The organism is Tessaracoccus luoxuelianae (assembly GCF_055326245.1).
The window spans coordinates 272,990-299,934 of sequence record NZ_JBUZNO010000003.1 but is presented as its reverse complement, the minus strand read 5'-3'; the positions used below and the strand labels follow the sequence as shown (position 1 = coordinate 299,934).

At 69.1% G+C, this 26,945-nt stretch carries 26 protein-coding genes; 13 read left to right on the top strand and 13 right to left on the bottom strand.

Going from position 1 to position 26,945, the window contains the following annotated elements:
* Positions 1-32: 32 nt before the first annotated feature.
* Positions 33-623, bottom strand: a complete 591-nt coding sequence (locus ACZK39_RS06390; RefSeq protein ID WP_459055692.1) for a DUF6518 family protein — start codon at positions 621-623, stop codon at positions 33-35.
* Between the two features lie 136 nt (positions 624-759).
* A complete protein-coding gene (locus ACZK39_RS06385; protein ID WP_459055693.1) occupies positions 760-1,134 on the bottom strand; it encodes a hypothetical protein in 375 nt (124 codons plus the stop codon).
* Between the two features lie 212 nt (positions 1,135-1,346).
* On the opposite strand from ACZK39_RS06385, the gene ACZK39_RS06380 reads away from it, so the two are divergent.
* Positions 1,347-1,892: a pyridoxamine 5'-phosphate oxidase family protein gene (locus ACZK39_RS06380; RefSeq protein ID WP_459055694.1), complete on the top strand. Its 546-nt coding sequence runs from the start codon at positions 1,347-1,349 to the stop codon at positions 1,890-1,892.
* Positions 1,893-2,193: 301 nt separating this feature from the next.
* On the opposite strand, the gene ACZK39_RS06375 is transcribed toward ACZK39_RS06380, so the two are convergent.
* From ACZK39_RS06375 to ACZK39_RS06360, 4 genes are all read right to left on the bottom strand, one after another.
* A complete protein-coding gene (locus tag ACZK39_RS06375) occupies positions 2,194-3,819 on the bottom strand; it encodes an ABC transporter permease (protein ID WP_459055695.1) in 1,626 nt (541 codons plus the stop codon).
* Positions 3,816-4,709 carry an ABC transporter ATP-binding protein gene (locus ACZK39_RS06370; RefSeq protein ID WP_459055696.1) on the bottom strand — a complete coding sequence of 298 codons (894 nt, stop codon included), beginning with the start codon at positions 4,707-4,709 and terminating at the stop codon, positions 3,816-3,818. The genes ACZK39_RS06375 and ACZK39_RS06370 overlap by 4 nt, the downstream gene beginning before the upstream one ends.
* A gap of 85 nt (positions 4,710-4,794) precedes the next feature.
* Positions 4,795-5,472, bottom strand: a complete 678-nt coding sequence (locus tag ACZK39_RS06365) for a TetR/AcrR family transcriptional regulator (RefSeq protein ID WP_459055697.1) — start codon at positions 5,470-5,472, stop codon at positions 4,795-4,797.
* Positions 5,473-5,918: 446 nt separating this feature from the next.
* Positions 5,919-6,185: an HPr family phosphocarrier protein gene (locus ACZK39_RS06360; protein ID WP_459055698.1), complete on the bottom strand. Its 267-nt coding sequence runs from the start codon at positions 6,183-6,185 to the stop codon at positions 5,919-5,921.
* 287 nt (positions 6,186-6,472) lie between these two features.
* On the opposite strand from ACZK39_RS06360, the gene ACZK39_RS06355 reads away from it, so the two are divergent.
* From ACZK39_RS06355 to ACZK39_RS06320, 8 genes are all read left to right on the top strand, one after another.
* Positions 6,473-10,075, top strand: coding sequence for a TolB-like translocation protein (locus ACZK39_RS06355; RefSeq protein ID WP_459055699.1), 3,603 nt, complete (start codon positions 6,473-6,475; stop codon positions 10,073-10,075).
* Positions 10,076-10,182: 107 nt separating this feature from the next.
* Positions 10,183-11,640, top strand: a complete 1,458-nt coding sequence (locus ACZK39_RS06350; RefSeq protein WP_459055700.1) for an NAD(P)/FAD-dependent oxidoreductase — start codon at positions 10,183-10,185, stop codon at positions 11,638-11,640.
* A gap of 5 nt (positions 11,641-11,645) precedes the next feature.
* Positions 11,646-11,840: a hypothetical protein gene (locus ACZK39_RS06345; protein ID WP_459055701.1), complete on the top strand. Its 195-nt coding sequence runs from the start codon at positions 11,646-11,648 to the stop codon at positions 11,838-11,840.
* 70 nt (positions 11,841-11,910) lie between these two features.
* Positions 11,911-13,152 carry an ATP-binding protein gene (locus ACZK39_RS06340; protein WP_459055702.1) on the top strand — a complete coding sequence of 414 codons (1,242 nt, stop codon included), beginning with the start codon at positions 11,911-11,913 and terminating at the stop codon, positions 13,150-13,152.
* Between the two features lie 51 nt (positions 13,153-13,203).
* Positions 13,204-13,893, top strand: a complete 690-nt coding sequence (locus tag ACZK39_RS06335; protein ID WP_459055703.1) for a FadR/GntR family transcriptional regulator — start codon at positions 13,204-13,206, stop codon at positions 13,891-13,893.
* A gap of 151 nt (positions 13,894-14,044) precedes the next feature.
* Positions 14,045-15,478 carry a four-carbon acid sugar kinase family protein gene (locus ACZK39_RS06330; RefSeq protein WP_459055704.1) on the top strand — a complete coding sequence of 478 codons (1,434 nt, stop codon included), beginning with the start codon at positions 14,045-14,047 and terminating at the stop codon, positions 15,476-15,478.
* 26 nt (positions 15,479-15,504) lie between these two features.
* Positions 15,505-16,386: an NAD(P)-dependent oxidoreductase gene (locus ACZK39_RS06325; protein ID WP_463612864.1), complete on the top strand. Its 882-nt coding sequence runs from the start codon at positions 15,505-15,507 to the stop codon at positions 16,384-16,386.
* Between the two features lie 3 nt (positions 16,387-16,389).
* Positions 16,390-17,748, top strand: a complete 1,359-nt coding sequence (locus tag ACZK39_RS06320) for a GntP family transporter (RefSeq protein WP_463612863.1) — start codon at positions 16,390-16,392, stop codon at positions 17,746-17,748.
* Positions 17,749-17,821: 73 nt separating this feature from the next.
* Here the strand turns inward: ACZK39_RS06320 and ACZK39_RS06315 are convergent, their stop codons facing one another.
* Complete coding sequence (locus ACZK39_RS06315; RefSeq protein WP_182781022.1) at positions 17,822-18,331, bottom strand: Lrp/AsnC family transcriptional regulator; 510 nt, start codon at positions 18,329-18,331, stop codon at positions 17,822-17,824.
* A gap of 60 nt (positions 18,332-18,391) precedes the next feature.
* Between ACZK39_RS06315 and ACZK39_RS06310 the strand changes: the two genes are divergently transcribed.
* Together ACZK39_RS06310 and ACZK39_RS06305 are read left to right on the top strand one after the other, a co-directional pair.
* Complete coding sequence (locus ACZK39_RS06310; RefSeq protein ID WP_463612862.1) at positions 18,392-19,039, top strand: LysE family translocator; 648 nt, start codon at positions 18,392-18,394, stop codon at positions 19,037-19,039.
* Positions 19,040-19,129: 90 nt separating this feature from the next.
* Positions 19,130-19,657 (top strand): GNAT family N-acetyltransferase, encoded by a 528-nt coding sequence (locus ACZK39_RS06305; RefSeq protein WP_463612861.1) that lies wholly within the window; start codon positions 19,130-19,132, stop codon positions 19,655-19,657.
* 180 nt (positions 19,658-19,837) lie between these two features.
* Here ACZK39_RS06305 and arr read toward each other — a convergent pair whose 3' ends face one another.
* Genes arr through ACZK39_RS06290 form a run of 3 tightly spaced genes read right to left on the bottom strand, consistent with a single transcriptional unit; the run spans position 19,838 to position 20,846 of the window.
* Positions 19,838-20,305, bottom strand: coding sequence for an NAD(+)--rifampin ADP-ribosyltransferase (gene arr, locus ACZK39_RS06300; RefSeq protein ID WP_463612860.1), 468 nt, complete (start codon positions 20,303-20,305; stop codon positions 19,838-19,840).
* 11 nt (positions 20,306-20,316) lie between these two features.
* The gene (locus tag ACZK39_RS06295; RefSeq protein WP_463612859.1) at positions 20,317-20,643 is read right to left on the bottom strand and encodes a type II toxin-antitoxin system PemK/MazF family toxin; all 327 of its coding nucleotides are present in this window, start codon (positions 20,641-20,643) and stop codon (positions 20,317-20,319) included.
* Positions 20,640-20,846, bottom strand: a complete 207-nt coding sequence (locus ACZK39_RS06290) for an antitoxin MazE family protein (protein ID WP_463612858.1) — start codon at positions 20,844-20,846, stop codon at positions 20,640-20,642. The genes ACZK39_RS06295 and ACZK39_RS06290 overlap by 4 nt, the downstream gene beginning before the upstream one ends.
* A gap of 105 nt (positions 20,847-20,951) precedes the next feature.
* Here ACZK39_RS06290 and ACZK39_RS06285 point away from each other — a divergent pair, with 105 nt between their 5' ends.
* Both ACZK39_RS06285 and ACZK39_RS06280 read left to right on the top strand, forming a co-directional pair.
* Positions 20,952-21,437: a GNAT family N-acetyltransferase gene (locus ACZK39_RS06285; protein WP_463612857.1), complete on the top strand. Its 486-nt coding sequence runs from the start codon at positions 20,952-20,954 to the stop codon at positions 21,435-21,437.
* A gap of 50 nt (positions 21,438-21,487) precedes the next feature.
* Positions 21,488-24,574: a DEAD/DEAH box helicase gene (locus tag ACZK39_RS06280; protein WP_463612856.1), complete on the top strand. Its 3,087-nt coding sequence runs from the start codon at positions 21,488-21,490 to the stop codon at positions 24,572-24,574.
* Positions 24,575-24,767: 193 nt separating this feature from the next.
* On the opposite strand, the gene ACZK39_RS06275 is transcribed toward ACZK39_RS06280, so the two are convergent.
* The 3 genes from ACZK39_RS06275 to ACZK39_RS06265 all read right to left on the bottom strand — a co-directional run bounded on the left by ACZK39_RS06275 (position 24,768) and on the right by ACZK39_RS06265 (position 26,821).
* Positions 24,768-25,235: an NUDIX hydrolase gene (locus tag ACZK39_RS06275; RefSeq protein ID WP_182800591.1), complete on the bottom strand. Its 468-nt coding sequence runs from the start codon at positions 25,233-25,235 to the stop codon at positions 24,768-24,770.
* A 29-nt stretch (positions 25,236-25,264) separates the two neighbouring features.
* Entirely contained in the window at positions 25,265-25,759 is a 495-nt protein-coding gene (locus tag ACZK39_RS06270; protein WP_463612855.1) for a bifunctional nuclease family protein, read from the bottom strand.
* Between the two features lie 75 nt (positions 25,760-25,834).
* The gene (locus tag ACZK39_RS06265) at positions 25,835-26,821 is read right to left on the bottom strand and encodes an aldo/keto reductase (RefSeq protein WP_463612854.1); all 987 of its coding nucleotides are present in this window, start codon (positions 26,819-26,821) and stop codon (positions 25,835-25,837) included.
* Positions 26,822-26,945 lie beyond the last annotated feature (124 nt).

Below are 26,945 nucleotides of genomic sequence, written 5' to 3'. Positions count from 1 at the left end.
GCCAGATGCGACCGCCCGACGGCGAGAGTAGGTCAGGCCAGGCCGTAGATCGCGAACAAGGCACGCGCCCCCAGCACGGCGACTGCAAGGGCGGCGAGCCGAGCCCGCCAGGAGCGCAGCCGGGTGATTGACAGCCACACCACCACCGCGACACCCACCGCCGCCTGCGCCCACCAGTACGACGACGGGGTGGTCTCGGCGATTCGCCGCAGCCCGTGCGCGGCCTCGCCGAGGGCGACCGCCGGGAACGCGCCGGCCGCGGCTCCCCGCAACACAGGATCCCCATGGCCCTGCAGCAGCCACACCGCGACGCCCATGACGAGACCGCTCACCACGCCTGCCACCACCCAGAACCCCACCATCCGCATGCTGACGGGGAAGCCGCGCAGCGACGTGGTGGCGTAGTAGCCCACCATGGCGAGCGGGCCGGCCGACGCACCCAGGAGCGCGTGGGCCCACCACCCGCCCCGGCAGGCGAGCGCGACCAGCGCGGCCAGAGCGACGACGGGGGTGGCCGAGTTGAAGAGGGGGGCCAGGGCCTCCGGGGCGTAGGTCTGCCCGAACGACATGGCCACGCCCGCGATCAGCGAGCCGGCCAAAGCCGAGGGTAGACACCTGTGCATGGCCGTCATGCTAGGCGGGCGGGGTGACACTTCGACCCCTCCGCCGGGCCAACCCAGGGCAAACCCAGGGGACCACCCAGTCAAGTCCAGTGGGAACCCTCAGCGCACTTGGGCCGGGCCGCCCGACGACCGGGCGTCAGTGCCCGGTCAGGCCTCTGCCGGTGGGATCGGGCCCAGGCACTCCGTCGTCGTCGACCGACTGCGCGACGTCGGCGTTGACGTCGCCCGCCGCGTAGGCCTCGTTCAGGCGGCGGTAGGTGCGGGTGAAGAAGGCCGCCACGGTGACCACGAGCCCGACGATGCTGAACAGCACGAACACCAGCGCGATACCGCGGGCATCCCCCTCGCCCAGTAGCCACGTCAGGTCCCTTCGCCCCTGGGGCGACCCCGCGTACGGGATGAGCCAGAACTCGGCCAGGGGCCCGATGAGGAATGCGCGCATGGGCGCCGCGGAGGACTCCACGGCCGCGGCGAAGCCGAACACCCGACCCTGCTTCTCGAAGGGGACCACGCGCTGCAGCCTGGAGGAACGCTGGCCGCACGAGGGCCGGGTCGCAGGCCAGGTGCGCGATGAGTCCGACGCGGCTGGCCAGGCACGCGAGCTCTTCGGCCAGACGGCCATCCCCGACGCCGACCGACGCGGCTGGCCATGCTCCGAGCGAACAAGCTCGCCGGGGAGACGGCCAGGCATGGGCCGAAGACGATGCGAATACGCTCAGTCCCATGGGAAAGCAGTTCGCCGGCATCACCGACAAGCTCCGTGCGTTCATCGAGGCGCAGCACATCTTCTTCGTCGCGACGGCGGCGCGCGACGGGCGCGTGAACCTCTCGCCCAAGGGGCTCGAGTCCCTCCGCGTCGTCGGCCCCAACCGTGTGGTGTGGGTCAACGCCGTCGGCTCCGGCAACGAGACCGCGGCCCATCTCCTCGACACCCCCCGGATGACGCTGATGTTCTGCTCGTTCGACGCCAAGCCGCAGATCCTGCGCCTCTACGGCACCGCCCGCGCGCTGCACCGCGGCGACGAGGGCTGGGACGAGCTGCTGGGGCTGTTCCCCGGGTTCGTGGGGGAGCGCAACATCTTCGACGTCGCCGTCGAGATGGCTCAGACGTCGTGCGGGTTCGGGGTGCCGCTGATGGACTTCGTGGCCGACCGCGACACCATGACCGACTGGCTGGTCAAGAAGGGCGACGACGGCCTGCGCGAGTACGAGCGTCGCAACAACCTGGTGAGCCTCGACGGACTGCCGACCGGACTCCCCGTCGCCTGATTGGCATCCCCGCTGGCTGAGGTGCCGCGCAGCGGCCTCGAAGCCTATGAAACGCGAGCTGACAACGTCACTTTTCTTAGGCTTCGAGGCTCGTCGCTTCGCTCCTCGCACCTCAGCCAGCAGGGGTGGGCCCTCGCTTCGCTCCTCGCACCTCAGCCAGCAGGGGTGGGCCCTCGCTTCGCTCCTCGCTCCTCAGCCAGCAGGGGTGGGCCCTCGCTTCGCTCCTCGCACCTCAGCCAGCGGGGGGGGGGGGCAGCCAGCAGGGGTGGGCTCAGCGAGCGGGTGGGCTCAGCCGGGGTTCTCAGTGGCCGGGGATGTCGCGACGACCGAACCGCCACAACCCGAAAGCCACCAAACCCGCCGCGACAATCAACTGAACCGCCAGCGGCGCCACAGTCAGCTCCTCCGCCGGGAGCGCCGGCGTGTGCTCGAAGGGTGAAATCTGGCGCACCCAGTCAGGGAACTTCAACATGTCGCCGAACAGCTCGATCAGCGCACCCGCCACCACCGGGATCCACGTGAACACCACCAGGCGCGGGGCCAGAGAGTGCAGCGCGACGGCCAGTCCCAGCACCATGAGCACCGACGGGATGCCGACCGCGGACCCCGCGACACCGTCGCCCACCAGGGAGTAGTCCCCGTCGACCATGCCCGCGAACAACCCCGCGACCGCGCCGGTGAGCAGCAGCATCGCGACGCTCGCTGCGGCGACGACGGCGAGGTGGCCGGCGAGCCATCCCCAGGGTCGCACCGCGGTGGCGAGCACCGGCTCGGCGCGACCGCCTACCTCTTCGGCCACCACCTTCTGCCACGCGATGACCGCGTAGATGGCCACGGTGATGCGCATCATCGTCACGGTCAACGTCAGGTAGCCCTCCAGGGCCGCCTCGGAGCCGCCCATCAGCTGCTGGAAGATGTCCGGAAGGTCGTTGAACGCTTCCACCATGGCCGGGGTGAATGAGCCGTACATGGCCCCGGCCAGCGTCAGCGCCACGGCCCACCAGAGGGTCTGCGTCCGCTGGATGCGCCACGCGAGGGTGAGGGGTCCGCGCAGCCAGGCCGCAGCCGTCGCGCGACCCTTGCGGGGTTGCACCAGCCCGGCGCCGAGATCGCGCCTGGCCTCCATCGCGGCCCCGACGGCCACCAGCACCGCTGCGGTCAGCAGGAGCAGGCCGACGGGCCACCACCGGTCGTCGTGGAATGCGCGGGTCTGCTGCGCCCAGGCCAGCGGTGACAGCCAGGAGAGCCAGCTCGCGTACTCGCCGGGCGCGGCCGCCATGTCGCCGATGCCGCGCACCACCCAGGCGGTGGCCAGCACCGCCCCGGCGATCCCGCTGCCCGCCGACGAGAACGCGCTCAGTTGCGAGGTCACCGTCGTCACCCCGGCGAACACCAGTCCGACCCCGGCCGTCCCGGCGCCCAGCAGCAGCGACGACGACGCGTCGCTCCCGAAGCCGATCAGCCCGACGGCGATCAACGCCCCGACGAGCAGGTTGGCGATCAGGGCGAGGATGAGCGCGGACGTCAGCGGCGCGAAGCGTCCCACCACGCTGGCGCGGACGATCTCCGCGCGCCCCGTCTGCTCCTCCAGGCGTGTGTGCCGCGACACCAGCAGGATGTTCATCAGCGCCACGAAGATCAGCAGGTACAGCCAGTAGACGCCCGAGAAGATGATCTGGTGGGTGAGGGTGGTCGGGTCCACGTTCTTCAGCCCGAAGCCCGGGCCGGTGAACAGGGTGAGCGACGGGTTGGCCATCAGGATGGCGAGGGGGGCCAGTTCCTCGGGCGTGCCGAAGATGGTTTTGTAGGCCGTCATCATGTAGGGCACGAAGGCGGCCAGGGACACCACCCAGATGGTGAGCTTCACCCGGTCGCGGCGGGCGGCGAACCGCAGCAGCGGGCCGGTGGCGGTCAGTGGCTGGCTCATCGGGGGGTCTCTTCCCCGTAGTGGCGCAGCAGCATCTGCTCGAGCGTCGGGGGATGCGCGACGATGGACTGCACGCCGGCCACGGTCAGCTGGGACATGACGGTGCCCAGATGCTCGCCGTCGACCTCCATGCTGACGCGGTCCCCGTCGACCTGGGCGTGGTGCACGCCGGTCATGTGGGCGAGGCCGTTGACGGGCTGAGCCGTGGTCGCCTGGATGGTGGTGCGGCGCAGGTGGCGCATGGCGTCGAGGGTGCCGGTCTCGACGATGCTGCCTTCGCGGATGATCGACACGCGGTGGGCGAGCGCCTCCACCTGGCCGAGGATGTGGCTGGAGAGGAGGACGGTGGCGCCGCGGGCGATGAGGCCCCGGACCTCGTCCTGGAAGATGGCTTCCATGAGCGGATCGAGGCCGGAGGTGGGCTCGTCGAGGATGAATAGGTCGGCCCCGCTGGCCAGCGCCGCCACCAGGGCCACCTTCTGCCGGTTGCCCTTGGAGTAGGTGCGGCCCTTCTTGGTGCGGTCGAGGTCGAAGCGTTCGCAGAGTTCGGCGATGCGGGCCGGGTCGAAGTCGCCGCGGAGCCGGGTCAGCACGTCGATGGCTTCGCCGCCGGTGAGTTGGGGCCAGAGCTCGACGTCGCCGGGCACGTAGGCGATGCGCTTGTGGAGCTCGACGGCGTCGCGGACGGGGTGTCCGCCGAGGACGGTCGCGGTGCCGGAATCGGGGCGCAGCAGGCCGAGCAGGATGCGCAACGTGGTGGTTTTGCCGGCCCCGTTGGGGCCGAGGAAGCCGTGCACCTCTCCCTGCCGGACGTCGAGGTCCAGGCCGTTGAGGGCGACGGTGCGGCCGAAGGTCTTGGTGAGGCCGTGGGTGTCTATGGCGTGGGTCATGGGTGTGCCTTTGGGTGAGTGGGGATGTGGAGCCGGCCGCGTAAGGCGGGCCTCGAGGCTCTCGTCGCGGGGTTGCGCGCGGGCCTCAGCGATCCGGCGCGGGCGGGTCGGGGTCCGTGACGCCGTCGGCCGGGATCCGCTCGGGCGCGGCGAAGGCGGCCTTGATCTGGCGCAGCATGGTGTCGTCGGCGAAGAGGCCGTGGGTGAAGAGCTCGGTGGAGGCGATCGAGTAGCGGGGGAGCACCGCCGGGTCCAGGAGGTGCGTGCCGCCCAGGTGCCGCGACACCTGCGCCTCCAGCACCGTCGCGCCCAGGCTGAGCGCCACCAGCAGCGTGACGGTGGCGTCCAGGTCCGTGGGCTCGCGCATGATGCCGGCGGGCACGCCGACGGTGAACATCTCGCGGGTAAGACCGCACATGGCCTCGAAGAGCCGGTCCGCGCCGTCGCCGCCCTCGGTGATGGAGGCCGCGATGTAGCCGAAGAACGGCCGGAACTCGTTCTGCGCCCGGAACACCGCCTCCAGGGGGTCGGCGCCGCTGACGGCGGCCGTCTTGGTCTCGGTCAGGCGGGCCATCATCCACTCGTCGCAGGCGCGCCGGAGGCCGTCCTTGCTGCCGAAGTGGTGGATGACGAGCGCGGCGGAGACGCCGGCCCCCTCGGCGATCTGGCGGACGGTGGTGGACTTGATGCCGTGGGTCCCGAAGAGCCGCATCGCCTCGTCGCGGATGCGTGCGTGTGCTTGGAGGTCATCGGTTGAACCCATGTTCAGTATTCTGAACGCGCGTTCAGTACCTGTCAAGCCCTCGAGGGGTCTTCTGATCCGCAGCGTGGGTTTCGACGCGGGCCGGCGCCGCGGCGCGGAGCGCCCGCTGCGGTGTCGAAACCGACCTGCGCACGGTGACGGCACAACCCCGCTGGCTGACTTGAAAGAACGCTCTTTCCCGCTCCACGGGGGCCGCCCGGCCCCGGACACTGAGGTGCCGCGTAGCGGCCTCGAAGCCTATGAAACGCGAGCTGACAACGTCACTTTACTGAGGCTTCGAGGCTCGTCGCTGCGCTCCTCACTCCTCAGCCAGCGGGGGTGGGCTCGTCGCTGCGCTGCTCACTCCTCAGCCAGCGGGGGTGGGCTCGTCGCTGCGCTGCTCACTCCTCAGCCAGCGGGGGTGGGCTCGTCGGTGCGCTCCTCGCTCTTCAGCCCGCGGGCGGGGATCACTCCTCGTCGAGGTCGCTCTCGATCAGCGAGGCGATGGCGGCGTTGGCGTCCTCGTCGTCCGACTCCACGATGACCGAAGCCCCCGCGCCCGCTCCGAGTTTCACGATCGCCATCGACGAGGCGGCGTCCACCGGCTGCGTCGCGCGGTCGTCCAGGCGCAGCGTCATGGGGATGCCGAGCTCGGCCACGGCGTCGGCGATGATCGAGGCGGGCCGGGCCTGCAGGCCGACGGCGGACCCGACGGTGGCGGTGGTGTGCGGCATGGCTGATCTCCTTCTACTTCGGTGGCTTGAGTCACGCGCCCGCGGGAGCCGAAAGAGGTGGGCGGCGTCGTGCGACGGGGCCCGCCGCGGTCGAACGCGATCATGACTCCGAGACTATGCCCGAGCGGCACCGTCGAACTGCCGATCGTGACATCCGGCCCACCCGGACGCCAGCGCTCAGCCGGATGTCGCCGCCCCAGGGGTTGGCCTCGCGGACATGGCCTTCGGGGAGAGGTCGGGCGATTCGCGCTGGCCCGAGACCCGGGGGCCGTCAGTTAAGGTGCCTCATGCACCAATTGACCAGGGTGGGGGCACTCGCGGCCGGTTTCGCGTTGCTGTCGACGATGTTCATCGTCCCCTCGAGCGCCAGAGCTGACGATCCCGGCACTGAAAAGGTGTCGGTGGCCACAGGTGGGAGCCACGGCAACGGCATGAGCCATGGCGTAGACCTGTCGGCCGACGGCACGCTCGCGGTGTTCGGCTCCAACGCCACCAACCTCGTGGCCGGGGTCTCGAGTGGGTTCAACATCTATCTCCGCAACCGTTCTGCAGGGACCACGCAGCTGGTGAGCCGCAGTGTCTCCGGCGGGGGCGGCAACTCCACCAGCCTGTGGCCGTCGATCTCGTCCGACGGCACCCGGGTGGCCTTCAGTTCGATCTCGAACAACCTCGTTTCGGGTGACGACAACTCAAATTCCGACGTCTTCGTGCGCGACCTGCGGACCGGCACCACCACCCTTGTCAGCCGGGCCGCCGATGGTTCGCCGGCCTCCGGCCGAAGCGAACGCCCAGAGATCTCAGATGACGGCCGCCACGTGGTCTTCGTCTCGAGCGCGCCAGACCTGGTGCCCGGCGTGCCTGCCGGTGTGGGCCAGGTGTACGTCGCCCACCTCGACAGCGGGACAGTCGAACTCGCCAGCGTCTCATCGACAGGGGAGCCCGCCGCGCTGAACGCCGGCCAGCCGACGATCTCCGCGGACGGCCGCTTCGTCGTCTTCCAGTCGTTCTCAACCAACCTGACCCCTGACGGGCTCGGCTACCTGTTCATCCGGGACCTCCAGTCGGGCACCACCTCGGTGATCCCCGATTCCGGCTCGAACCAGAGCCAGGCGCCGACCATCAGCCCCGATGGCCGCTTCGTCTTCTTCCACCGCGGCTACACCTACCGGGTGGTTCATGACCGCCGGACCGGGACCACCGCTGTGGTCGACATCCCTTCAACCTATGCGGCGTCCTGGGCACGATGGAGCGACGACGGCCGGTGGCTGGCCGTGTACGCCGAGGACGGGCTGCGGTCGAACAGCTACCGCCTCTGGGTGTGGGACAGGCTGACCGGATCTGTCACGGAGGAGACGCGAACCGACGCCGGTGCGCCGGTCACCACGGGGGCGGACGGCGTCCCAACCTGGGGCCGGCCGGGCATCAGCGGTGACGGCCGCATCGTCGGCTTCTGGACGACCGCCGACGGCGTGGTCGCCGGTGACACCGGTGGGCTGCGGGACGTGTTCGTCCGCGACCGCGGCGATGTGCTCGGCCCCGCCGTGTCCGACGTCGCCGTCACTCCGTCCTCACCGGTTGGCGGGGAGCAGGTGACGTTGACGGCCACGGCCGACGACACGGGTCGCGGAGGGTCGGTCATCGCGGCGGCCGACTATCGCATCGGATCGGGCGACTGGGTGCCGATGGCGGCGCTCGACGGCGGTTTCGACTCGGCGCGCGAGCAGCTCATGGCCAATGTCCCAGGCCTCCCGGGCGGCACTTCCTCCATCTGCGTGCGGGCCACCGACGGCAGAGGCAATGTCACCGTCCCCCCGGCCTGCACCGACGTCATCGTGGACGAGGCGGCCGGTCCGGTTGCCGCGACAGTCGTCAACGTCGTCGCCGACGCCCCCACCACCCTGCAGCCGTTCGCCCGGATCGGGGTCATGCCGGGCGAACTCCCCGACGTCAACGCCCTGGGATACGACTCCGTCGATGACCCCTCCGTCCGGCGGGATGTGGCAGACGACGGTGACCTCTTCGCCACCTACGGCTCTCAGGTGGTCTCAACGAGCGGCACTGCGGCGGTTGTCCTGGACGTGGGGTTCCTGCGTGCAGACGGAGGCCGGACGAGGATGGACCTCAACCCGATCGAAGGAGTTTCCCACCTCGTCGTCTCGGTTGACCTGGACACCGGCCGGTGGCAGGGACTTGACGGAGACGGCAACGCGTTCGAGGCGCCAACGTCGTGCGTGCGCTCGGCATCCACGCCCGATCCCGGCACCGTCGCAGGGCATATCTGCTTCGCGGTGTCCGCACTGAGCCTCTCTGGAGACGCCGACGGGGACGGCCTGCTCGACGCCTGGGAGCTGTTCGGGGTGAGCACCGATCCTGCAGTGCCGGTGGAACTCGATCTTCCAGGCTGGGGAGCTTCCCCGGACCACAAGGACCTGTTCATCCAGTACGACGTCGAGGACGATGCCCGCTTCGACAGCCGGGTGGAGGACGGCCTGATCGCCGTCCAGGAGGCCTTCGCCCTGGCGCCCGTCGACGCCGGTGGCGTGGACAACCCCGACGGTCAGCCCGGCATCAGGCTGTGGATCGACTCACCGTCGACCGACTCGGCGCTGAGCCTGGAGGGCAGCGATCGCGATCGCGTGGTTACGGGCGAGGTGTGTTCGGTTGGTGACGACGAGTTCTACACCGTGAAGAGCGCGGTCTTCGACGCGAACCGGCGATGGGTGTTCCGGTGGGCGCTCAAGGAGTTGGAGGACGAAGTGGACCTATGCGGCCGAGGGGGGCAGGCCGAGATCAGCGGCAATGACATGCTCATCCTCAACCACGACCAGCGGACCACCCTGTCCGATGGCACGGCCTGGCCCGGCGGCGAGACGTTCATGCACGAGCTGGGGCACATGCTCAACCTCAAGCACGGCGGCTTCGAGAACGCCAACTACAAGCCCAACTACGTGTCGCTGATGAACTACCGCTACGTGTTCACCCTGCACCGACCCAACGGGGGCGACGGGTTCCTGGACTTCTCACCGGTACGCCAGGATCCCCCTGCCGTCGGGGTGCCCGGAGACCGGCCGTCGACCCTCCTCCCGAACCTGGACGAGGGGGCCCTGCCGGTGGAGGTGGTCCTCGGCGCAGATCATGCTGCCGACCTCTCGTGGGCCGACACCGCGTGCGCGCTGACCGTGGCCCCGGCTGACGATCCGTTCGACGTCGACCCGCTCGTCGCGGGCCCGGACAGCCCGGTGTCACATCCGGGCTTCAACACACCGGCCGACGATCTTCCCGAGACGTGCGAGGGTGCCTCGGAGGACGCCACGCAAACCCACCGCGACCACGATGACTGGACGGCCCTCGTTCTGCCGATCGACGCCCTGGGCGACTATTCGGATGCGCCGACCAACCCCTCGGATGACGACGGTCTGCCGACGAACCAGGAGATCGAGGCGCTGCGCGCCGCCGTCCGCACGACGGACCTGCGGCTCGAGGCATCAGGACCGGATACTCCGGTCAGGTCACCCACCGCCGTGCAGCTGACGGTCACCAACGAGCGTGGGATTCCGGCGAACGCCCTCACTGTGCGCATCGATGCGCCGGCAGAGGTCACCGTGACCGGTGAGGGCTGCAGCGCCGACGGGGTCTGTACCCGCGGGGCGCTGCCAGGTGGGGCGGACGTCGGTCTGAGCCTGAGTGTCTCCGGGCCCGCTGGTAGTCACCGGTTGAGCTTCACCGTGGAGGGGCGCGGAACTCTCGACGCCGATCCCGGAAACAACCGTGACGGCATCGAGGTGACCTTCGTCCGCGAGGAGCCGTCGCCGTCTGTCTCGCCGTCGGCGGGCCAGTCGTCGCGGCCGACGCCCAAGCCGACGCCCGGCCTGCCGAACACCGGTGTCTGACGGAGTTCGGATCCGAGGGGGGCATCGACGGCTGAAGCCCGCCCCCCTCTCCGAGGCACGCCGGGCGGGCGTAGACTGAAGGGTGCAGTCACAACAAAGGAGTTGATATGGCTGACGTCGTGGTTCTCGGGGCCGGCGTGTCCGGCCACACCGCCGCCCTCCACCTGTCCCGCCTGCTGCCCTCGGGGCACACCGTCACGGTGGTGTCGCCGAACTCGCAGTGGAACTGGATCCCCAGCAACATCTGGGTGGGAGTGGGCAAGATGGAGAAGAAGCAGGTGGTGTTCCCTCTTGCGCCCGTCTACCGGAAGAAGGGCATCCGGTTCATCCAGGCGAAGGCCACCGCCATCCGGCCGGAAGGCGACGAGACGTCTGCGCGCCCTGCCGTCGATGTCGAGTACACCTCCCCTGACAAGGCCGGACAGACCGAGCGGATCCGCTACGACTATCTGGTCAACGCCACCGGACCGCAGCTGAAGTTCGGGGCCACCCCCGGCCTCGGCCCCCACGGCGGGCACACCGTCAGCGTCTGCACGGCGGACCACGCCGTCGAGGCGGCCGCGGCGCTGCGGGCAACCATCGAACGGCTGAAGTCCGGCGAGAGCCTCACGCTGGTGGTGGGCATGGGGCACGGCACCTGCACCTGCGAGGGGGCGGCATTCGAGTACGTCTTCAACGTCGACCACGAGCTGCGCGAGGCAGGCGTCCGCGATCGCGCGCGCCTGGTCTACCTCACCAACGAGGCCGAACTGGGCGACTTCGGCGTGGACGGCATGGTGTTCGAGGAGCGCGGCTTCCAGACCACCTCCGAGCTCTGGGCGGGGTCGCTGTTCCGAGAGCGGGGCGTGGAGGCCATTCTCGGGGCGCACGTCATCCGAGTGGAGCCGGGGGTGGTGCGCTACGAGACCCTCGACGGGCTCGAGCACTCCCTGGAGTTCGACTTCGGCATGCTGCTGCCGCCGTTCGGCGGGGTGCCGCTGCAGGCGTTCGACCGCGACGGCACCGAGATCACGGCCCAGCTGTTCGCGCCGTCGGGGTTCATGAAGGTGGACGCCGACTACACGCCCAAGCCGTACGAGGAGTGGCGGGCCGACGACTGGCCCAGGAGCTACCAGGCCGTGGGCTACGACAACATCTGGGCGGTGGGCATCGCGTTCGCGCCCCCGCACCAGATCTCGCGGCCTCGGAAGAGCGCCAACGGGACGGTCATCGCGCCGTCGCCGCCCAGGACGGGGATGCCGTCGGGCGTGATGGGGAAGGTCGCTGCGATGTCGATCGCCGACCGGGTCAGGAAGGGACCGACGGCGAAGAACCACGAGGCGTCGATGGCGGCGATGGGTGCCGCGTGCGTGGCGTCGGTGGGGGAGGGGCTGCGCACGGGCTCGGCGGCGGCGATGACGATGATGCCGGTGGTGCCTGACTACCAGCGCTACCCGACGGGCCGCGACCTCGCGGACACGCGAGGCGAGGTGGGGCTCGCCGGGCACTGGGTGAAGCTGATGCTCCACTACCTGTTCCTCTACAAGGCCAAGGCGCTGCCCGGCTGGCAGCTGATTCCGGAGTGAGTGCGATGAGCGAGCGAGTGCATGAGCAGCAGTTGAGGGCGCCGTCGGGCTCGACGGTCGCGGACCTGTCGAAGGCCCCGCTGCCCACCGAGTCCACGCTGCGGAAGCGGATGAGCCTGCCGCTGCAGCTGACGCGGTTCGTGGTGTTCAACGCGAGGATCATGCGGATGGTCCTGAAGGGGCACAGCCAGGATCACTGAGTGTGAAGAATGTGAACTGAAATCTGTGATTTTTTTAAACTCTTAAGTGTGAAGAATGTAAACTGAAAGCGTGAGCAGATATCTTCCTCGCCTCGCTGACGGTGAGTTGGCCGCACAACTCGACGCGATGGGAGCCGTGCTCATCGAGGGAGTTAAGGGCTGCGGGAAGACCGCGTCAGCACGTCAGCGTGCTGCCAGTGAGGTGCTCCTGGATACCGATCCGGAGGCAGAGCGCCGCGCGGCCCTCGACCCGCGACTGTTGCTCGATGGCGCCACCCCGAAGCTGCTGGACGAATGGCAACGCGCACCGCGGATCTGGGACGCCGTGCGGCGTGAGGTCGATGCCCGTGGGATTCCGGGCCAGTTCATCCTCACTGGCTCCGCCACCCCGAACAACAACCTGCAGCGCCACACGGGAGCGGGACGGTTCGGTGTGATGCGGATGCGCACCATGACGCTGACGGAGAAGCAGGCGTCGAACCCGGCCGTCTCCCTGGCCGGCCTACTGCGCGGCGATCCGGTGACCCCGGCCAACAGCACACTCGGGGTGCGGGACTACCTCCATCACATTGCGGTGGGCGGGTGGCCGTTCCTAGTGGGGGCCGACGAACGCCGGGCGCGCACCTTCCTCGACGGCTACCTGGACATCATCGTCGAGCATGACATCGACGAGGTGTCCGGGGGGCCACGGAACCCCCGGCTGGTGCGTCGTTTCCTTCACGCCTACGCGCAGATGACGGCCCACCCCGCGACTCTGAGTGCCATCCTCAAACGGATGGAGGATCGAGAGGCCCCATCTCGTCCGGCGTCGCAGCTGTACTACGACGTTCTGACTCGGATGCTCATCGTCGACGAGGTGCCCGCTTGGGATCCTGCGGTGAGATCATCGAAACGCCTCGTCAACACCCCGAAGCGGCTCCTGGCAGACCCGTCGCTCTCGGCAGGCCTGCTGCGGTTGTCCACCGACGGCATGCTCGCGGACCTCTCCACCACCGGATTCCTCTTCGAGAGTCTCGTGGCCCACGACCTGCGGGTGTACTCCGAAGCAGCCGGCGCGTCGGTTTTTCACTACCGGGAGGGTGAGGGTCGGCTGGAGGTGGACTACGTCGTCGAGGATCGAGACGGCGAGTGGCTCGCAGTTGAGGTGAAGATGGGAGATGCTCAGGTGGAGCGGGCCGCGGGCTCATTGCATGCGCTAGCGGCACGAGTGGAGCGGCCTCCACGCGCTCTGGTTGTCATGACAACCGGTTCGCTGGCCTACACCCGGGAAGACGGTGTACATGTGGTCCCCCTGGGAGCGCTGGGGCCTTGAGCGTGTGGCGTAGGCTGACCAGCCGAGAGACGTTGAGTGGACGGGGGAGGCATGAGCCGGCGGGGATTGGTGGACGAGGCCATTCAGGGCATCCTCAATCGCGTCGTCGACGGCACCTTCCCAGTCGGCGGTTCGCTCCCGCCGGAGGCGGATCTCGCTGCGCTCCTGGACGTCAGTCGGCCCACCATGCGCGAGGCGGTCCGGTCGCTGAGCGACCGCGGCGTCCTGCGGGTGGTGCACGGGCGGGGCACCTTCGTCACGGCCCGGGAGGAGTGGCGGGACCTGCCCACCCTCATCGGCGTGCTGGCGCGGACCACACCGTCGCGGGAGCTCGGAATCCAGCTCACCCAGGTCCGGCGGATGCTGGAGGTGGGCGCGGCGGGGCTCGCCGCTGAGAACCGGAACGACGTCGACCTCACCGGGATGCGGGCGGTGCTCGACGGGTATGACGAGGCCGCGACCCGAGGAGACGTCGACGAGGTGGTCAGGCTGGACCTCGCGTTCCACGGCCTGGTCCTGAAGGCCTCGGGCAACCCGTTCCTCGCGGCGATCATGCAGCCGTTGGCCGAGGCTCTGTCGGCGTCGCGGCAGACGACGGCGGCGCGCGAGGACGTAAGGGCGCGGGCGCAGGAGCACCACCGTCGAATCCTGGAGGCCATCTCCGGCGGCGACGCGTCGGCCGCGAAGGACGCGATGCGCGCCCACATGAAGCAGACCCACGACGACATCGCGGCGCTGTAGGTCCCGACCCCCCGCGGTTGAGCCCGGCGTCGGCCGCGGAGCGGCTCGGCCGGTGTTGAAGCCTCATTTGCGGTGGGCAGGGTCTTGCACCCGGACAATCCTTGTGTCATTCTTTCCTAAGACCTCTGAGGTCTGAGCACAAAGGAGTGACATGACAGTGGAACTGTCCGATCTGTTGACCAACCATCCGTCCGTGGTGTCCGTGACCGCGGATGACGTCGTCGAGGCGCGCCACCGCGCGGGCGACCACACCGTCTACGTCGTCCTCGACGACGACCCCACCGGCACGCAGTCGGTGGCCGACCTCCCCGTCCTCACCGCCTGGGAGGTCGACGACTTCCGCTGGGCGTTCGGCACCGGCAAGCCCGCCGTCTACGTGATGACCAACTCGCGCTCGCTGGCCCCCGCCGACGCAGAGCGGGTCAACCGCGAGGTCGTCGCTGCGGCGCTCGAGGCCGCCCGCGACACTCGCGTCGCGTTCGTCTCCCGCTCCGACTCGACGCTGCGCGGCCACTTCCCTCTGGAGCCCCTGACCATCGCCGAGGAGATCCGGACCGCCACCGGCCACGGCGTCGACGGCATCGTCGTGGTCCCCGCGTTCGGCGACGCCGGCCGCATCACCGTCGACGGCGTCCACTACGCGGGCTCCCGCGCCGCCGGCTTCACTCCGGTGGGGGAGACCGAGTTCGCCCGCGACGCCACGTTCGGCTACCGGTCGTCCGGCCTCGCGGAGTGGGTGGAGGAGAAGACCGACGGCGCCACCCGCGCCGCGGACGTCATCCTGATCGACCTCACCACGCTCCGCACCGACCGCGCCCACACCGTCGCGCTGCTGCGCTCCGCCTCAGACGCCCGCGTGATCGTCGTCGACATCGTCGAGGAGGAGGACCTCCGCCAGCTCTCCCTCGCGCTGATGGAGGCCGAGACCGCCGGGTCGCGCTTCATCTACCGCGTCGGCCCGCCGTTCACCCGCGCCCGCATCGGCCAGGCCGTGCATCCGCCGGTGACCCTCGACGAGATCCGCAGCTCCCGCAGCGAGCGTGAGTTGGCCAAGGGCGGCCTCGTCGTCGTCGGCAGCCACGTGGACCTCACCACCCGCCAGCTCAACCACCTCCGCGAGGCGATGCATCCCGTCGAGCTGGAGATCGAGGTGGCCCAGGTCATCGACGCCGCCGCCCGCGACGCTCACGTCGCCGACATCGCCGCCCGCGCCGCCGACGCGCTCAACGACGGCACCGTCGTGGTCCGCACCTCCCGCGCCCTGGTCACCGGAGCCGACGGCCACGAGTCGCTCAACATCTCCCGCCAGGTGTCCGCGGCCGTCGTCGAGGTGGTCCAGCGCGTGCTGGCCGCCAACCCGCCGCGCTTCGTGGTGGCGAAGGGCGGCATCACCTCCTCGGACGTGGCGACGAAGGGCCTCGGCTTCCGCCATGCCAATGTCGTCGGCCCGATGCTTCCCGGCATCGTCTCCCTGTGGTCCGGCCAGGACGGCCCCGCCGCGGGAATCCCCTACGTGGTCTTCGCCGGCAACGTCGGCGCCGCCGACTCCCTTGCTGCCGTCGTCGACACGCTCACCCAAGCCTGATTCACCCTCGAAAGGACCCCACTTCCATGAACATCGCTGTTCTCGGACTCGGCGCCATGGGCCTGCCCATGGCCACCTGGCTAGCCCAGAGCTTCACCGTCACCGCCTTCGACATCGCCGAGGCGCGCGTCCAGCTCGCCACCGATGCGGGCATCACCTGCCGGAAGTCCGCCCGTGACGCCGCCGACGGCGCCGACATCGTCCTGGTCGCCGTGCGCAACCAGTCTCAGCTCGAGGAGCTGCTCTACGGCGAGGCGGGGATCGTCCCGGCGCTGAGCCGCGGCGCCGCGATCATCCTCACCTCCACCGTCGGCATCCAGGCCGTCGAGGACGTTGCGGCACGACTCGCGGACGACGGCATCGGCCTGGCCGACGCCCCCGTCTCCGGCGGCCCCGCCCGCGCGGGCAAGGGCGACCTGCTGGTCACCGTCGGCGCCTACCCGGCCGTCTACGAGCACTGCCGCACCGTGCTCGACGCGATGGCCTCCAACCTGGTCTGGGTGGGGGAAGCCCCCGGCAAGGGTCAGTGCATGAAGACCGTCAACCAGCTGCTGTGCGGCGTGCACATCGCCGCCGCCGCCGAGGCGATGGCCCTGGCGGGCGAGCTGGGACTCGACCAGACGAAGGCGCTTGAGGCGCTGATGTCCGGCGCCGCGGCATCGTTCATGCTGGGCGACCGCGGACCCCGCGCCATCCAGGCCTACGCCGGCGAGGACGCCGAGGTGAAGAGCCGCCTGGACATCTTCGTCAAGGACATGGGCATCGTCACCTCCGCGGCCAAGTCCGTGGGCATGCCCGTGCCGGTGGCCGCGGCCGCCGAGCAGCTGTACCTCCAGGGCCTCGCCAACGGCCAGGCCGCCATGGACGACTCCTCCGTCATCCGCCTCGTCACCCCGAAGAAGGGCTGAGCCATGGGAGCCGCAAGCCTGCTCGGCATAGCCGTCGGCGCAATCGTCCTGCTGCTGATCCTGGTGATCCGGATCAAGATGTCCGCCTTCGTGGCGCTGCTGCTGGTGGCGTTCGGCACCGCGCTGGCGTCGGGCATCGCCCTGACCGACGTGGTGCCCACCATGACCGAGGGCATGGGCAAGACGCTCTCCAGCGTCATGATCGTCGTCGGCCTCGGCGCCATGCTCGGCCGCCTCATCGAGGTCTCAGGCGGCGCCGACGCCCTGGCGGAGAAATTCTCCGCAGTCCTCGGACCCAAGCGCGTCGTCGCAGCGGTCACGGCCGCCGCCTTCGTGCTGGGCATCCCCGTCTTCTTCGACGTCGGCTTCATCATCCTGGCGCCCATCGTGTTCGGCTTCGCCCGCGTGGCCAAGCTCAACCCGCTGGTCCTGGGGCTCCCCGTCGCGGGCGCCATGCTCACCGTGCACGTCGCGCTGCCCCCGCACCCCGGCCCGGTCGCGGCCGCGGGCATCACCGGCGCCGACGTCGGCATGATGCTGCTCATCGGCCTGCCGATCGCCGCCGTCACCGCGATCGTCGGGTTCTACGCCTCGAAGCTGATCAAGGCGCACAAGTACGAGCTGCTGGAGTCGCCGGCCACGAAGGCCGCCGTCATCCACGACGCTGCCGTCGACGGCCCGAAGCGGGTGCTCGGCGCCGGCACCGTGCTGGCGCTGATCCTGCTGCCCATCCTGCAGATCATGGTGGGAACCGTCGGCAACATGACGCTCGCGGAGGGTTCCACCGCCCGCGGGCTGGCGGGCATGATCGGCTCGTCGCCGATCGCGCTGCTGACCGCCGTCGTCGTGGGGTACCTGGTGGTGGGTCACAACCAGAAGTGGTCGCTGGGCAAGCGCGGCTCGGTGCTGGATTCGGCGCTGCCGGATGTCGCGGTGATCGTGTTCGTCACCGGCGCCGGCGGAGTGTTCGCCAACGTGCTCGTCACCTCGGGCATCGGCGCGGCCTTCTCGGAGGCACTGATCGCCATCAACATGCCGATCATCCTGGCCGGCTTCCTCATCTCGCTCGCACTCCGCGCGTCGCAGGGCTCCGCGACGGTGGCGATCCTCACCGCGGCCGGACTGCTGGCCCAGCCCATCCTGGCCGCGGGCTACAACCCCACCCAGATGACGCTGGTCACCCTCGCCATCGCGTTCGGCGGCCTGGGGCTCAGCCACATCAACGATTCGGGCTTCTGGATCGTGACGAAGTACCTGGGCCTCAGCGTCAAGGACGGCCTGAAGACGTGGACCGTGCTGTCGACCATCCTGGGCCTGACGGGCTTCCTGCTCACCTGGGGTGTGTTCGCTCTGGTGTCGTAGCGTTCGGGGATCGACGAGGGGGCCGCGCGGGGGTGCGCGGCCCCCTCGTCGCGTTGACGGCCAGGCTTGAGTCTCAGGGCTCGGCGGGTCCCGGAGGGTGCCGCAACGGAGCCACCCAGGGCTCGCCGAAGATGAGCTGGGTCCGGCAGTGAGCCACCTGGGGAATGGCGAGGAGCTTGTCGATGATGAGCGTCTGCAACTCCGCGCTGCTGGCCACGGCGACGTGGACGAGGTAGTCCTCGCTGCCGCTGACGTTGTAGAGCGCGAGCGTCTCGGGCAGGGCAAGGGCCTTCTGCACGAAGTCGTTGGCGGTGTCTCGTGCGTGCGGCCGGATCTGGATGCCGAGGAACGCCTGTTCGCCCTTCCCGAGGAGGCTGGGGAGCACGTGAGCGCGCGTCGCGACGATGGTGCCGTTGCGGCGCATCCTCCGGATCCGCTCCAGGCAGGTGCTCGGGGCCACACCCACCTTGGCGGCGATGTCCTTGTTGGGGATGGTCGCATCCACCTGGAGCAGTTCGAGGATCGCCCAGTCCACCGAATCCAGTTCGGGAGATCGGTGATCTTTCCTCTGGGGTTCGTTCATGAGCGAACGGTAGCGAATCCACCCATAACGTTGCCCGGGACGGAATCTCGGGTTGGAGGCATGGTGGGAGCTGAGTCGTGGGCGGCGTTCGCCGTCGCTCTGGTGGTGGCGCTGGCCGTGCCCGGCCCGGACCTGGTGCTGGTGGTGCACTCGGCCACCCGCGGCGTGCGGGAAGGCGCTTCGGCGGCCGCAGGCATCGTCACCGGGTTGATGCTGCATGCGCTGCTCGCCGCGGCGGGTGCGACTGCTCTGCTGGTGTCCGCGCCAGGCGCGCTGACCGCCGTGCAGGTGCTCGGCGCCGGAGTGCTGCTATGGATAGGCGCGGGCATGCTGCACGCGGCGCGCAGTGCGGGGGCCGGGGTGGATACCGAGGGCATCACCGGGGGGCGGGCGCAGGGAGGCTACGTGCGCGGGTTCGTCACGAACGCGACCAATCCGAAGGCGTTGCTCTTCTTCGCGGCGATCCTGCCGCAGTTCATCGGGCCCGGCGACGGTGCCGAGATGCGCACCGCCGCGCTGTGCGCAGCAGTCGTGCTCGGGGCCGGGCTGTGGTGGGCGGCGACGATCGCCCTGGTGAGGCTGTTCGGCTTCCATCGGTCCTCCACCGCTGACCGACTTGTCACCCTCCTGGGCGGAATGGCGTTACTGCTCATCGGGACTGCACTGCTCGCCACCACGGCGTACGGCCTCGTCCACCCGGCTGTCTGACCGAACCGGTCGACACACCATCGTCCGGCGTAGCCCGATACCGTCGGAAGATAGACATCTGTGACCCACTTCGACAGAAGGACACCGAGCATGGACCTGAGTTTCCGACGAGCCGAGACGCCTGACACCGCGGCGGCGCAGGCGGCCTACCGGAAGATCATCGACCACCTCGCCGAGACCGTGGATTACCCCCACTGGCACACCGAGGACCACCCGACGCCGGCGGAGGTCGCCGGGTGGGTTGAAGCAGGCGAGCTGTACCTGGCCGTCGACGACGACACCGTCGCCGGCGTTGTGGTGCTCAATCACGACGCAGCCGACGCGTACCAGGAGGCGGGTTGGGCGATCGAGGCGGAGCAGGAGGAGGTGCTGATCGTCCACGCACTCGGCGTCGTGCCTGACCATCTCGGAATGGGCGTGGCCCGGTTCCTCGTGGACGCCTCGATCAGGGTCGCGAGGGAACAGGACTGCCGGACTGTCCGCCTGGACACCTATGTCGAGAACATCCCCGCGCGCAGGCTGTATGAACGGTGCGGCTTCACGGATCTGGGTTGCCACACAGTGCGCTACGACGGAACTGACCTGAACCAGTTCCACCTGTTCGAGTACGTCCTCTAGAACCGACCGGCCGCCTGTCCTGATCACCTTCTCGTTCCCTGAGGAGCGTCGTCCGCGCAGCGGCGCGGCGCGTCTCGAAGGGTCGTGGCGTGAGGTTCAGCACGAACTGCTTGTGGGGTCCGAGACGACCCTTCGAGACCCGCCGCCGATGACGCCAGTGGTCGAGTCCTCGCCCACCGGCTAGTCCTCGATGACGTCGAGTCCCTGCTCCCGGAGCTGGGCGAGGTGGTCCAGCATGCCCTTGAGCACCGCTGGGTCGTGACCCTCCCAGTGCTCAAGCTCCGCGACAACGCGCAGAGGGTGCCGGGTCCGGTAGGACTGCGTGGGGTTGCCAGGGAAGCGCTTGTTGGTCACGTTGGGGTCGTCCTCGAACGGTCCCGTGGGCTCGACTACGTAGACGTGGCCGCTTTCGGCGCTGTCGGCCAGGGCCGTGGCCAGCTCCGCTCCCCACACTGCCGTCTCCACCAGCGCCGAGAAGTAGATGTTGTTCGACGTCCGCCCCGCGTGGAAGTTTGAGCCGTAGCCTGCAACGAGTTCGGTGCCGGGCTCCAGCGCCGACTTCGTGCCGTGGTAGAACGGCCCCTCGACGTGGGAGCAGCTCTCGAAGGTGACGGGCTTGTGGGTGCCGGGGTCCTCGCCTGATGTCATCGGAGCTTGACCTATCGGGCCATTCCAAGGAACGTCATCAGGAGGCGCTCCAGTTCGACCATCTGCTGACTTGAGAGGCGCCCGATCCTGACCTGCATATTGCTGCGCCGCACGGTCGTCAGCTTGTCCACCATCACGTCGCTGTCCTGAGCCAGGCCGGTGATACCGCCCGCTGGGGCCCGGAGGCGAAGGAGGGGCGCATCGACCAGGGTCGGCGTCAGGGGAGCGACGGTGACTGAATCTGTGAGTTCGAAGACATCGTCTTGGACGATGACGGCCGGACGAGGTGTGGAGGCATGGATCCCGCTCGCCACGGTCCACACCTCTGCCCGCCTCATTCCTCGTCCCAGCCCACCGTCACGGCCTCGATGAAGTCCTGGTCATCTCCTTCACGGTCGTTTTGCGCGACGAGCGCCGCCTGGTGGCGAGCCTCGCGCGCGAACTGCTCGGTGCGCACGTCGGGCACCCAGATCTGCACCGGGCGGTAGCCCCGTGCTCGCATCCTGTGGCGGTGTTGCCCCACTCGGTCCCTGACGGCCATACCAGCAAGTTACATGTGACGGTCAGCAGTGGCCAGACCCATTGTCACGCCTGTGGGCAGCGCGCATGTGGGCTGTGCGGGTGACCTCGAAGGTAGCGTTGCCGGATGCCCGTCACGCTCCGTCGTTACCGCGACCTCGACGTCGAACCCACCTGGCAGGTCTTCCACGCTGCGGTGCGCGTGACGGCTCGCGCGGACTACACGCCCGAGCAGCTGGAGGCCTGGTCACCCGACGAGGTGGACCTCGAGGCGTGGGGCCGACGGCGGGCCCAGGCGTGGACTCTGGTCGCGGTGGAGGGTGACCGGGTGGTGGGGTTCAGCGACCTCACCGACGACGGGGTCCTCGACATGCTGTTCGTGCACCCCGACTTCGGGGGCCAGGGTGTCGCGAGGCAGCTGGTGGCGGCGGTCCTTGAAGAGGCGCGACGGCGCGGGCTCGCCCGCGTGGTGACCCACGCCAGCCGCACGGCCAGGCCGGCCTTCGAACGGTTCGGGTTCGTCGTCGAGCGTGAGAACACCGACAACTGGACCCGGGGAGTACGAGTCCCGAACTTCGACATGCACGCGGATCTTCCAGCCGAACCCCGCTGACAAGGCGAGGCGCGCGGTCTTTCGTCGCAGCCAGCTGACATGCTGGGGCCGTGAGCAGCAGCGATGTGCCAGAGGGTTTCTACGACGCGTTGGTCACCCGGGCGCTCCAGCGCCAGATTGAGGTCTCTGGCCTGGACCCCACCCTCGCGGCCATCGAGTCCGCAGAACTCGCAGATGTGCTTGCCCACCATGTGCGCCGAGTGTCACTGGCCGCCTTCGAGGACGTGGGTGAGAAACGTAGCCGTGAGCTCGTCGATGAGGTGATCGCCGGCATGGGATCCGAGGGGGACCTCGTCGCAGGCGAGCCTCGTCGCCTGCTTGCACTCCTGCGCCCCGCCATCCCCGGGCACCCAGCGCGCTACCTCGGCGCTCCGGAAACACCCCTGTCGCAGCCTGCCCTCCTCACCAACTCACGAGGCGAGCCGACGATGGGGAGCGAGATCGCCTCCGAGCTCGGCTCCGCCGACCACGTCGAGCTCCTGTGCGCGTTCATCAGGTGGTACGGCATCCGCACGCTGGAGAAGCAGCTCAGCAGCCTCCGCGAGCGGGGAGTCCCGCTGCGCGTGATCACCTCCACCTACCTGGGCTCGACGGAGCGAGCGGCCCTCGATCGGTTGATCCAAGACTTCGGCGCCGAGGTCCGGATCAGCTACGAGACGTCCCGCACCCGGCTCCACGCGAAGGCCTGGCGATTCCTCCGCAACACGGGATACGACACTGCCTACGTCGGGTCCTCCAACCTCACCAGCACGGCGATGCTGGACGGCGTCGAGTGGAACGTGCGGCTCACGTCGACCTCCACTCCGGACCTGCTGCGCAAATTCAGCGCCACCTTCGACAGCTACTGGAACGATCAGGCCTTCGAGCCCTACACGCCCGACGACGGGGATCGTCTGGACCGCGCCCTCGCGGAGGCTTCGGGGAAGACCCGGGCGACGGGCTCCCTCGCGATTTCGGGGCTCGAGGTGCATCCGTGGCCGCACCAGGAGCGAATCCTGGAGGCCCTCGACGTGGAGCGCCACGTGCATGACCGGCACCGCAACCTCGTCGTCGCGGCCACCGGAACAGGCAAGACCGTGGTGGCGGCGCTGGATTACCGCAACCTCGCTCGGGCAGCGGGTCGGCGGCCCAGCCTCCTGTTTGTGGCGCATCGCCGAGAGATCTTGGAGCAAGCCCTGCGCACCTACCGCGAGGTCCTGGCCGACGGAGGCTTCGGTGAGCTGCTCGTTGCCGGCTATCGGCCCTCGCGGTGGCAGCATGTCTTCGCCTCGGTTCAGTCGTTGAGCGCCGAATCGCTGGCTCAGATGGACTCATCGGCTTTCGAGGTGGTGGTCGTTGACGAGTTTCACCACGCTGAGGCGTCGAGCTACCGCCGCATCCTGGACCACTTCAAGCCGGCCGAACTCCTGGGCCTCACCGCAACCCCGGAGCGTGCCGACGGTGTCGATGTCCGAAGCTTCTTCGGCAACCGTGCCGCCTACGAGCTGAGGCTTTGGGACGCGCTCAGCTCGGACCTCCTCAGCCCGTTCCACTACTTCGGGATCGCCGACACCACGGATCTCAGCCACGTCGACTTCCGGCGGGGACGCTACGACGTGGGGCAGCTGTCTGGGCTCTTCACGGGCAACGACGCCAGATCGCGTGTCGTCCTCAAGGAGTTGTCCCGCAAGGTGGCCAGCCCGGGTGCCATGAGGGCCCTGGGCTTCTGTGTGGACGTGTCGCACGCGCGCTACATGGCCAAGGTGTTCAACGACGCGGGTCTTCCCGCGGTGGCCGTCGACGGAGACACCCCTGAGGCTGAACGCAAGGCAGCCGTCGCTCGGCTCACTGCGAGTGAGCTGGTGGCGATCTTCACCGCGGACCTGTTCAACGAGGGCGTCGACATCCCGGACGTCGACACCCTGCTGTTCCTCCGCCCCACGGAGAGCGCCACGATCTTCCTGCAGCAGTTGGGGCGCGGCCTCAGGCGCACTCCGGACAAGCCGGTGCTGACGGTGCTGGACTTCGTGGGCCATCACCGCAAGGACTTCAACGTCGCCCAGCGCTTCCGCGCCATCGTCGGAGGGTCGCGGAAGTCACTGAGAGAGCAGGTAGAGCGCGGCTTCCCCTACCTGCCGTCGGGCTCGCAGATAGTGCTCGACGACATCACTCAGGAGCGCGTCCTGGACAACATCAAGGCTCAGATCGCCACACGGTGGAAGCACCTCGTCGCCGAACTGCGGGCCGTCGGCGACGTCGACCTGCGCACGTACCTGGACGAGAGCGGCGTCGAGCTTCCTGACCTGCTGGGCAAGAAGTCGTTCACCGAGCTGCGCCGCGAGGCGGGCCTGCCCACACCGGCGGGCGGGCACCTGGAGGCGCAGCTCCTCAAACGCGTCAAGGCGCTGGTTCACGTCGACGATGTGGACCGCCACGCGGCCTACACGAGGCTGCTGGCGGACGCCGCCCCCCACTACCAGCACCTCCAGCCCTCTGATCGACGCTGGGCCGAAATGCTCTTCTTCTCCCTGTTGCCGCACGGCGGAGGATTCGCCAGCGTCGAGGATGGCCTGACGGCTCTGCGTGATGAGCCAGCCTTCAGGCAGGAGGCGTGCATGGTGCTCGATTGGGCGCTTGACCACGCCGAACACGTGGCGCGCCCCCTCGTCGGACGGCTCCGTGACACGCCGCTCAGGTCGCATGCGCGGTACTCACGTGAGGAGCTTGCGGCCGCTCTGGGGTACGCCAGCCTCAGCCGATTGCCCGGGAATCTGCGCGAGGGGGTGTTCTACAACCGGGAGGTCGACGTCGACGCGCTGCTGGTCACACTCGTCAAGACCGAGCGCGGCTTCTCGCCAACCACGATGTATCGCGACTACGCCATCAACGCATCGCTGTTCCACTGGGAGTCGCAGTCCCGGACCACCGTCGAATCACCGACGGGGCAGCGCTACGTGACCCAACGCACCAATGGCGCCGAGGTGGCGCTCTTCGTGAGGAACACCGCGATGTGGGAGTTCGGCACTGGCGCGCCGTATCTGCTGCTGGGGGACGTCGATTACGTCGATCACCGAGGTGAGCGACCGATTGCGATCACCTGGAAGTTGCGGCGAGCCATGCCTCCGCAGGTCCTGCAGGAGGCACGCGCCGTCAGCTGACGCGAGCACCCACTTGGTGAGAATCCGGGGAGTTGGACGCCATAGGGCGCTATCTCCCCGGATTCTCACTCTCTCCGCCCCTGGCCCGGGATCCACCAGACCCAGGGAACCGTCGAGAGACCTCTGCTCCGCCGTTCGCGGGAAGCGCAGGACGGACCTTCGACGGTACCCTCCCCGCCGTCGCCGATGTCCATCACCGCACGAAGTGGGTGGCCTCGTCGCTTGTCAGGGCGTGCTCGAGGGCCTCCCGATGCCACTGCGACAAGGGCGGCAGATCGTCGAGGGGGAACCATCGCGCTTCCGTGTTCTCGTCGTCGGCGGGGTGGGGCTCGCCGCTCACCCACCGGAAGAGGAACTCGACGGACAGGTACTGGGTCTGATCTCCGTTGTCGTAGGTGATCATCGGCGTCACCCGCAGCGAGACCAACCGCACCGGCTCGCCCACCACCCCCGCCTCCTCGAGCAGCTCCCGGCGGGCGGCCTGCGCGGGCTCCTCGCCCGGATCGACGATCCCCGTGACCGGAGTCCAGGCGCCGTTGTCTGCGCGCCGCACCAGCAACACCTCGCCGTCGCGCACGACGATGGCGCTGGTGCCGGTCAGCCAGAGCGGGGCGTGACCCACCTTCTCACGCAGCTTCAGGATGAATTCGGGGGTTGCCATGGGCACACGCTAGCGGGGTCGGCGCCGGCTCAGCCCTGGAAGTCCTCCGGCTCCACATCCTCCAGGAACTTGGTGAACGCCTCCACCTCGGCCTCCTCGTCCACCTCGTGCTCCCGGTCGTCGGGGATGGCGGCGTCGTCGAGCACCGACTCGGCCGCCCAGATCACCGTCCCGGTGCGGACGGCGAGGCCCAGCGCGTCCGAGGGCCTCGCATCCAGCACGAGCTGCCCGCCGGGCGTGGACAGGGTGATCTCGGCGTAGAAGGTGCCGCCCTCGATGCGGGTGATCGCGACCCTCTCCACCGAGGCATCCAACGCTTCCAGCACATGCCGCATCAGGTCCAGGGTGAGCGGCCGGGGTGCCGGGTCGCCGTTGACGCCCTGAAGGATCGCGGCGGCCTCGAGCCCGCCGATCCAGATCGGCAGCATCCTGCCCTCTCCGGTCTCCTCGCCGACGGGCTTCAGGATCACCACCGGCTGCGACTTCACGTCCAGTGCGAGCCCGACGATGTGGACGGGGATCATGGATGCCACCTCTCAGCGGGGCCAGATGTTCGGCCGGATTGTGATGCCTCTTCCATCGTAGGCCCGGCCGACGCCTCACCAGCGGTCGTGCACGTACCCGCGGATGTACTCGTCGTAGATCCGCTCACACGCCGCCAACTGCTCAGCGGTCAGCGACGGCAGCGACCCCGCCGCCGCGTTCGCCCGGGCCTGCTCCGGCCGGCTCGCCCCCGGGATGACGACTGAGACCCCAGGCTGATCGATGATCCAGCGCAGCGCCAGCTGGGCCGGGGTGACGCCGTCGGGCACGATGGCGGCGAACTCTCGCGCCGCCTCCACCCCGACGTCGTAGGGGACACCGCTGAACGTCTCGCCCTGGTCGAAGGCCTCGCCCTGACGGTTGTAGGTGCGGTGGTCCTCCACGGCGAAGGTCGTCGCCTTGGTGAACCGGCCGGTCAGCAGCCCGCTGGCCAGCGGCACCCGAGCGATGATGCCCACCCCCGCCTCGGCGGCGGCCGGCAGCACTCGCTCCAACGGCTTGCGGCGGAACACGTTGAGGATGATCTGAATGCTGGCCACCCCGGGACGAGCCATGGCGGTGAGGGCCTCGTCGACCGTCTCCACGGATACGCCGTAGTGGCGGATCCGGCCCTCGGCCACCATCTCGTCGAGCACGTCGTAGACCGAGTCGTCGGAGTACACCGGTGTGGGCGGGCAGTGCAGCTGGATCAGGTCGATGGCCTCGACGCCCAGCAGGCTGCGGGAGCGGTCGGCCCAGGCGCGGAGATTGTCGCGGGTGAACTGTTCCGGGGTGTGCGGATTGGCGCGGCGGCCCAGCTTGGTGGCCACGGTGAGGGAATCGTCGGCGCGCTCCCTGAGGAAGCGGCCGACGAGCTCCTCGCTGTGCCCGTCGCCGTAGACGTCCGCGGTGTCGAAGAAGGTGACGCCCTCGTCGGCGGCGGTGTGGAGGACCGTCATGGCGGTGTCGTCGCTGACCGAGCCCCAATCGCCGCCGAACTGCCAGCATCCTTGTCCCACGACGCCGATGGTGCGGCCGGTCCTACCCAAAATGGAAGTCTGCATGCCTCCCACCTTGGCACACCACACCTGATCACGTCTGAGGTGCTCCGCCTTCGCCTATCGAGCCCGGGGAGCGAGTCATAGTTATGCATAGTTATGAGGCATTCGAGCCGGTGATCCCAAATGC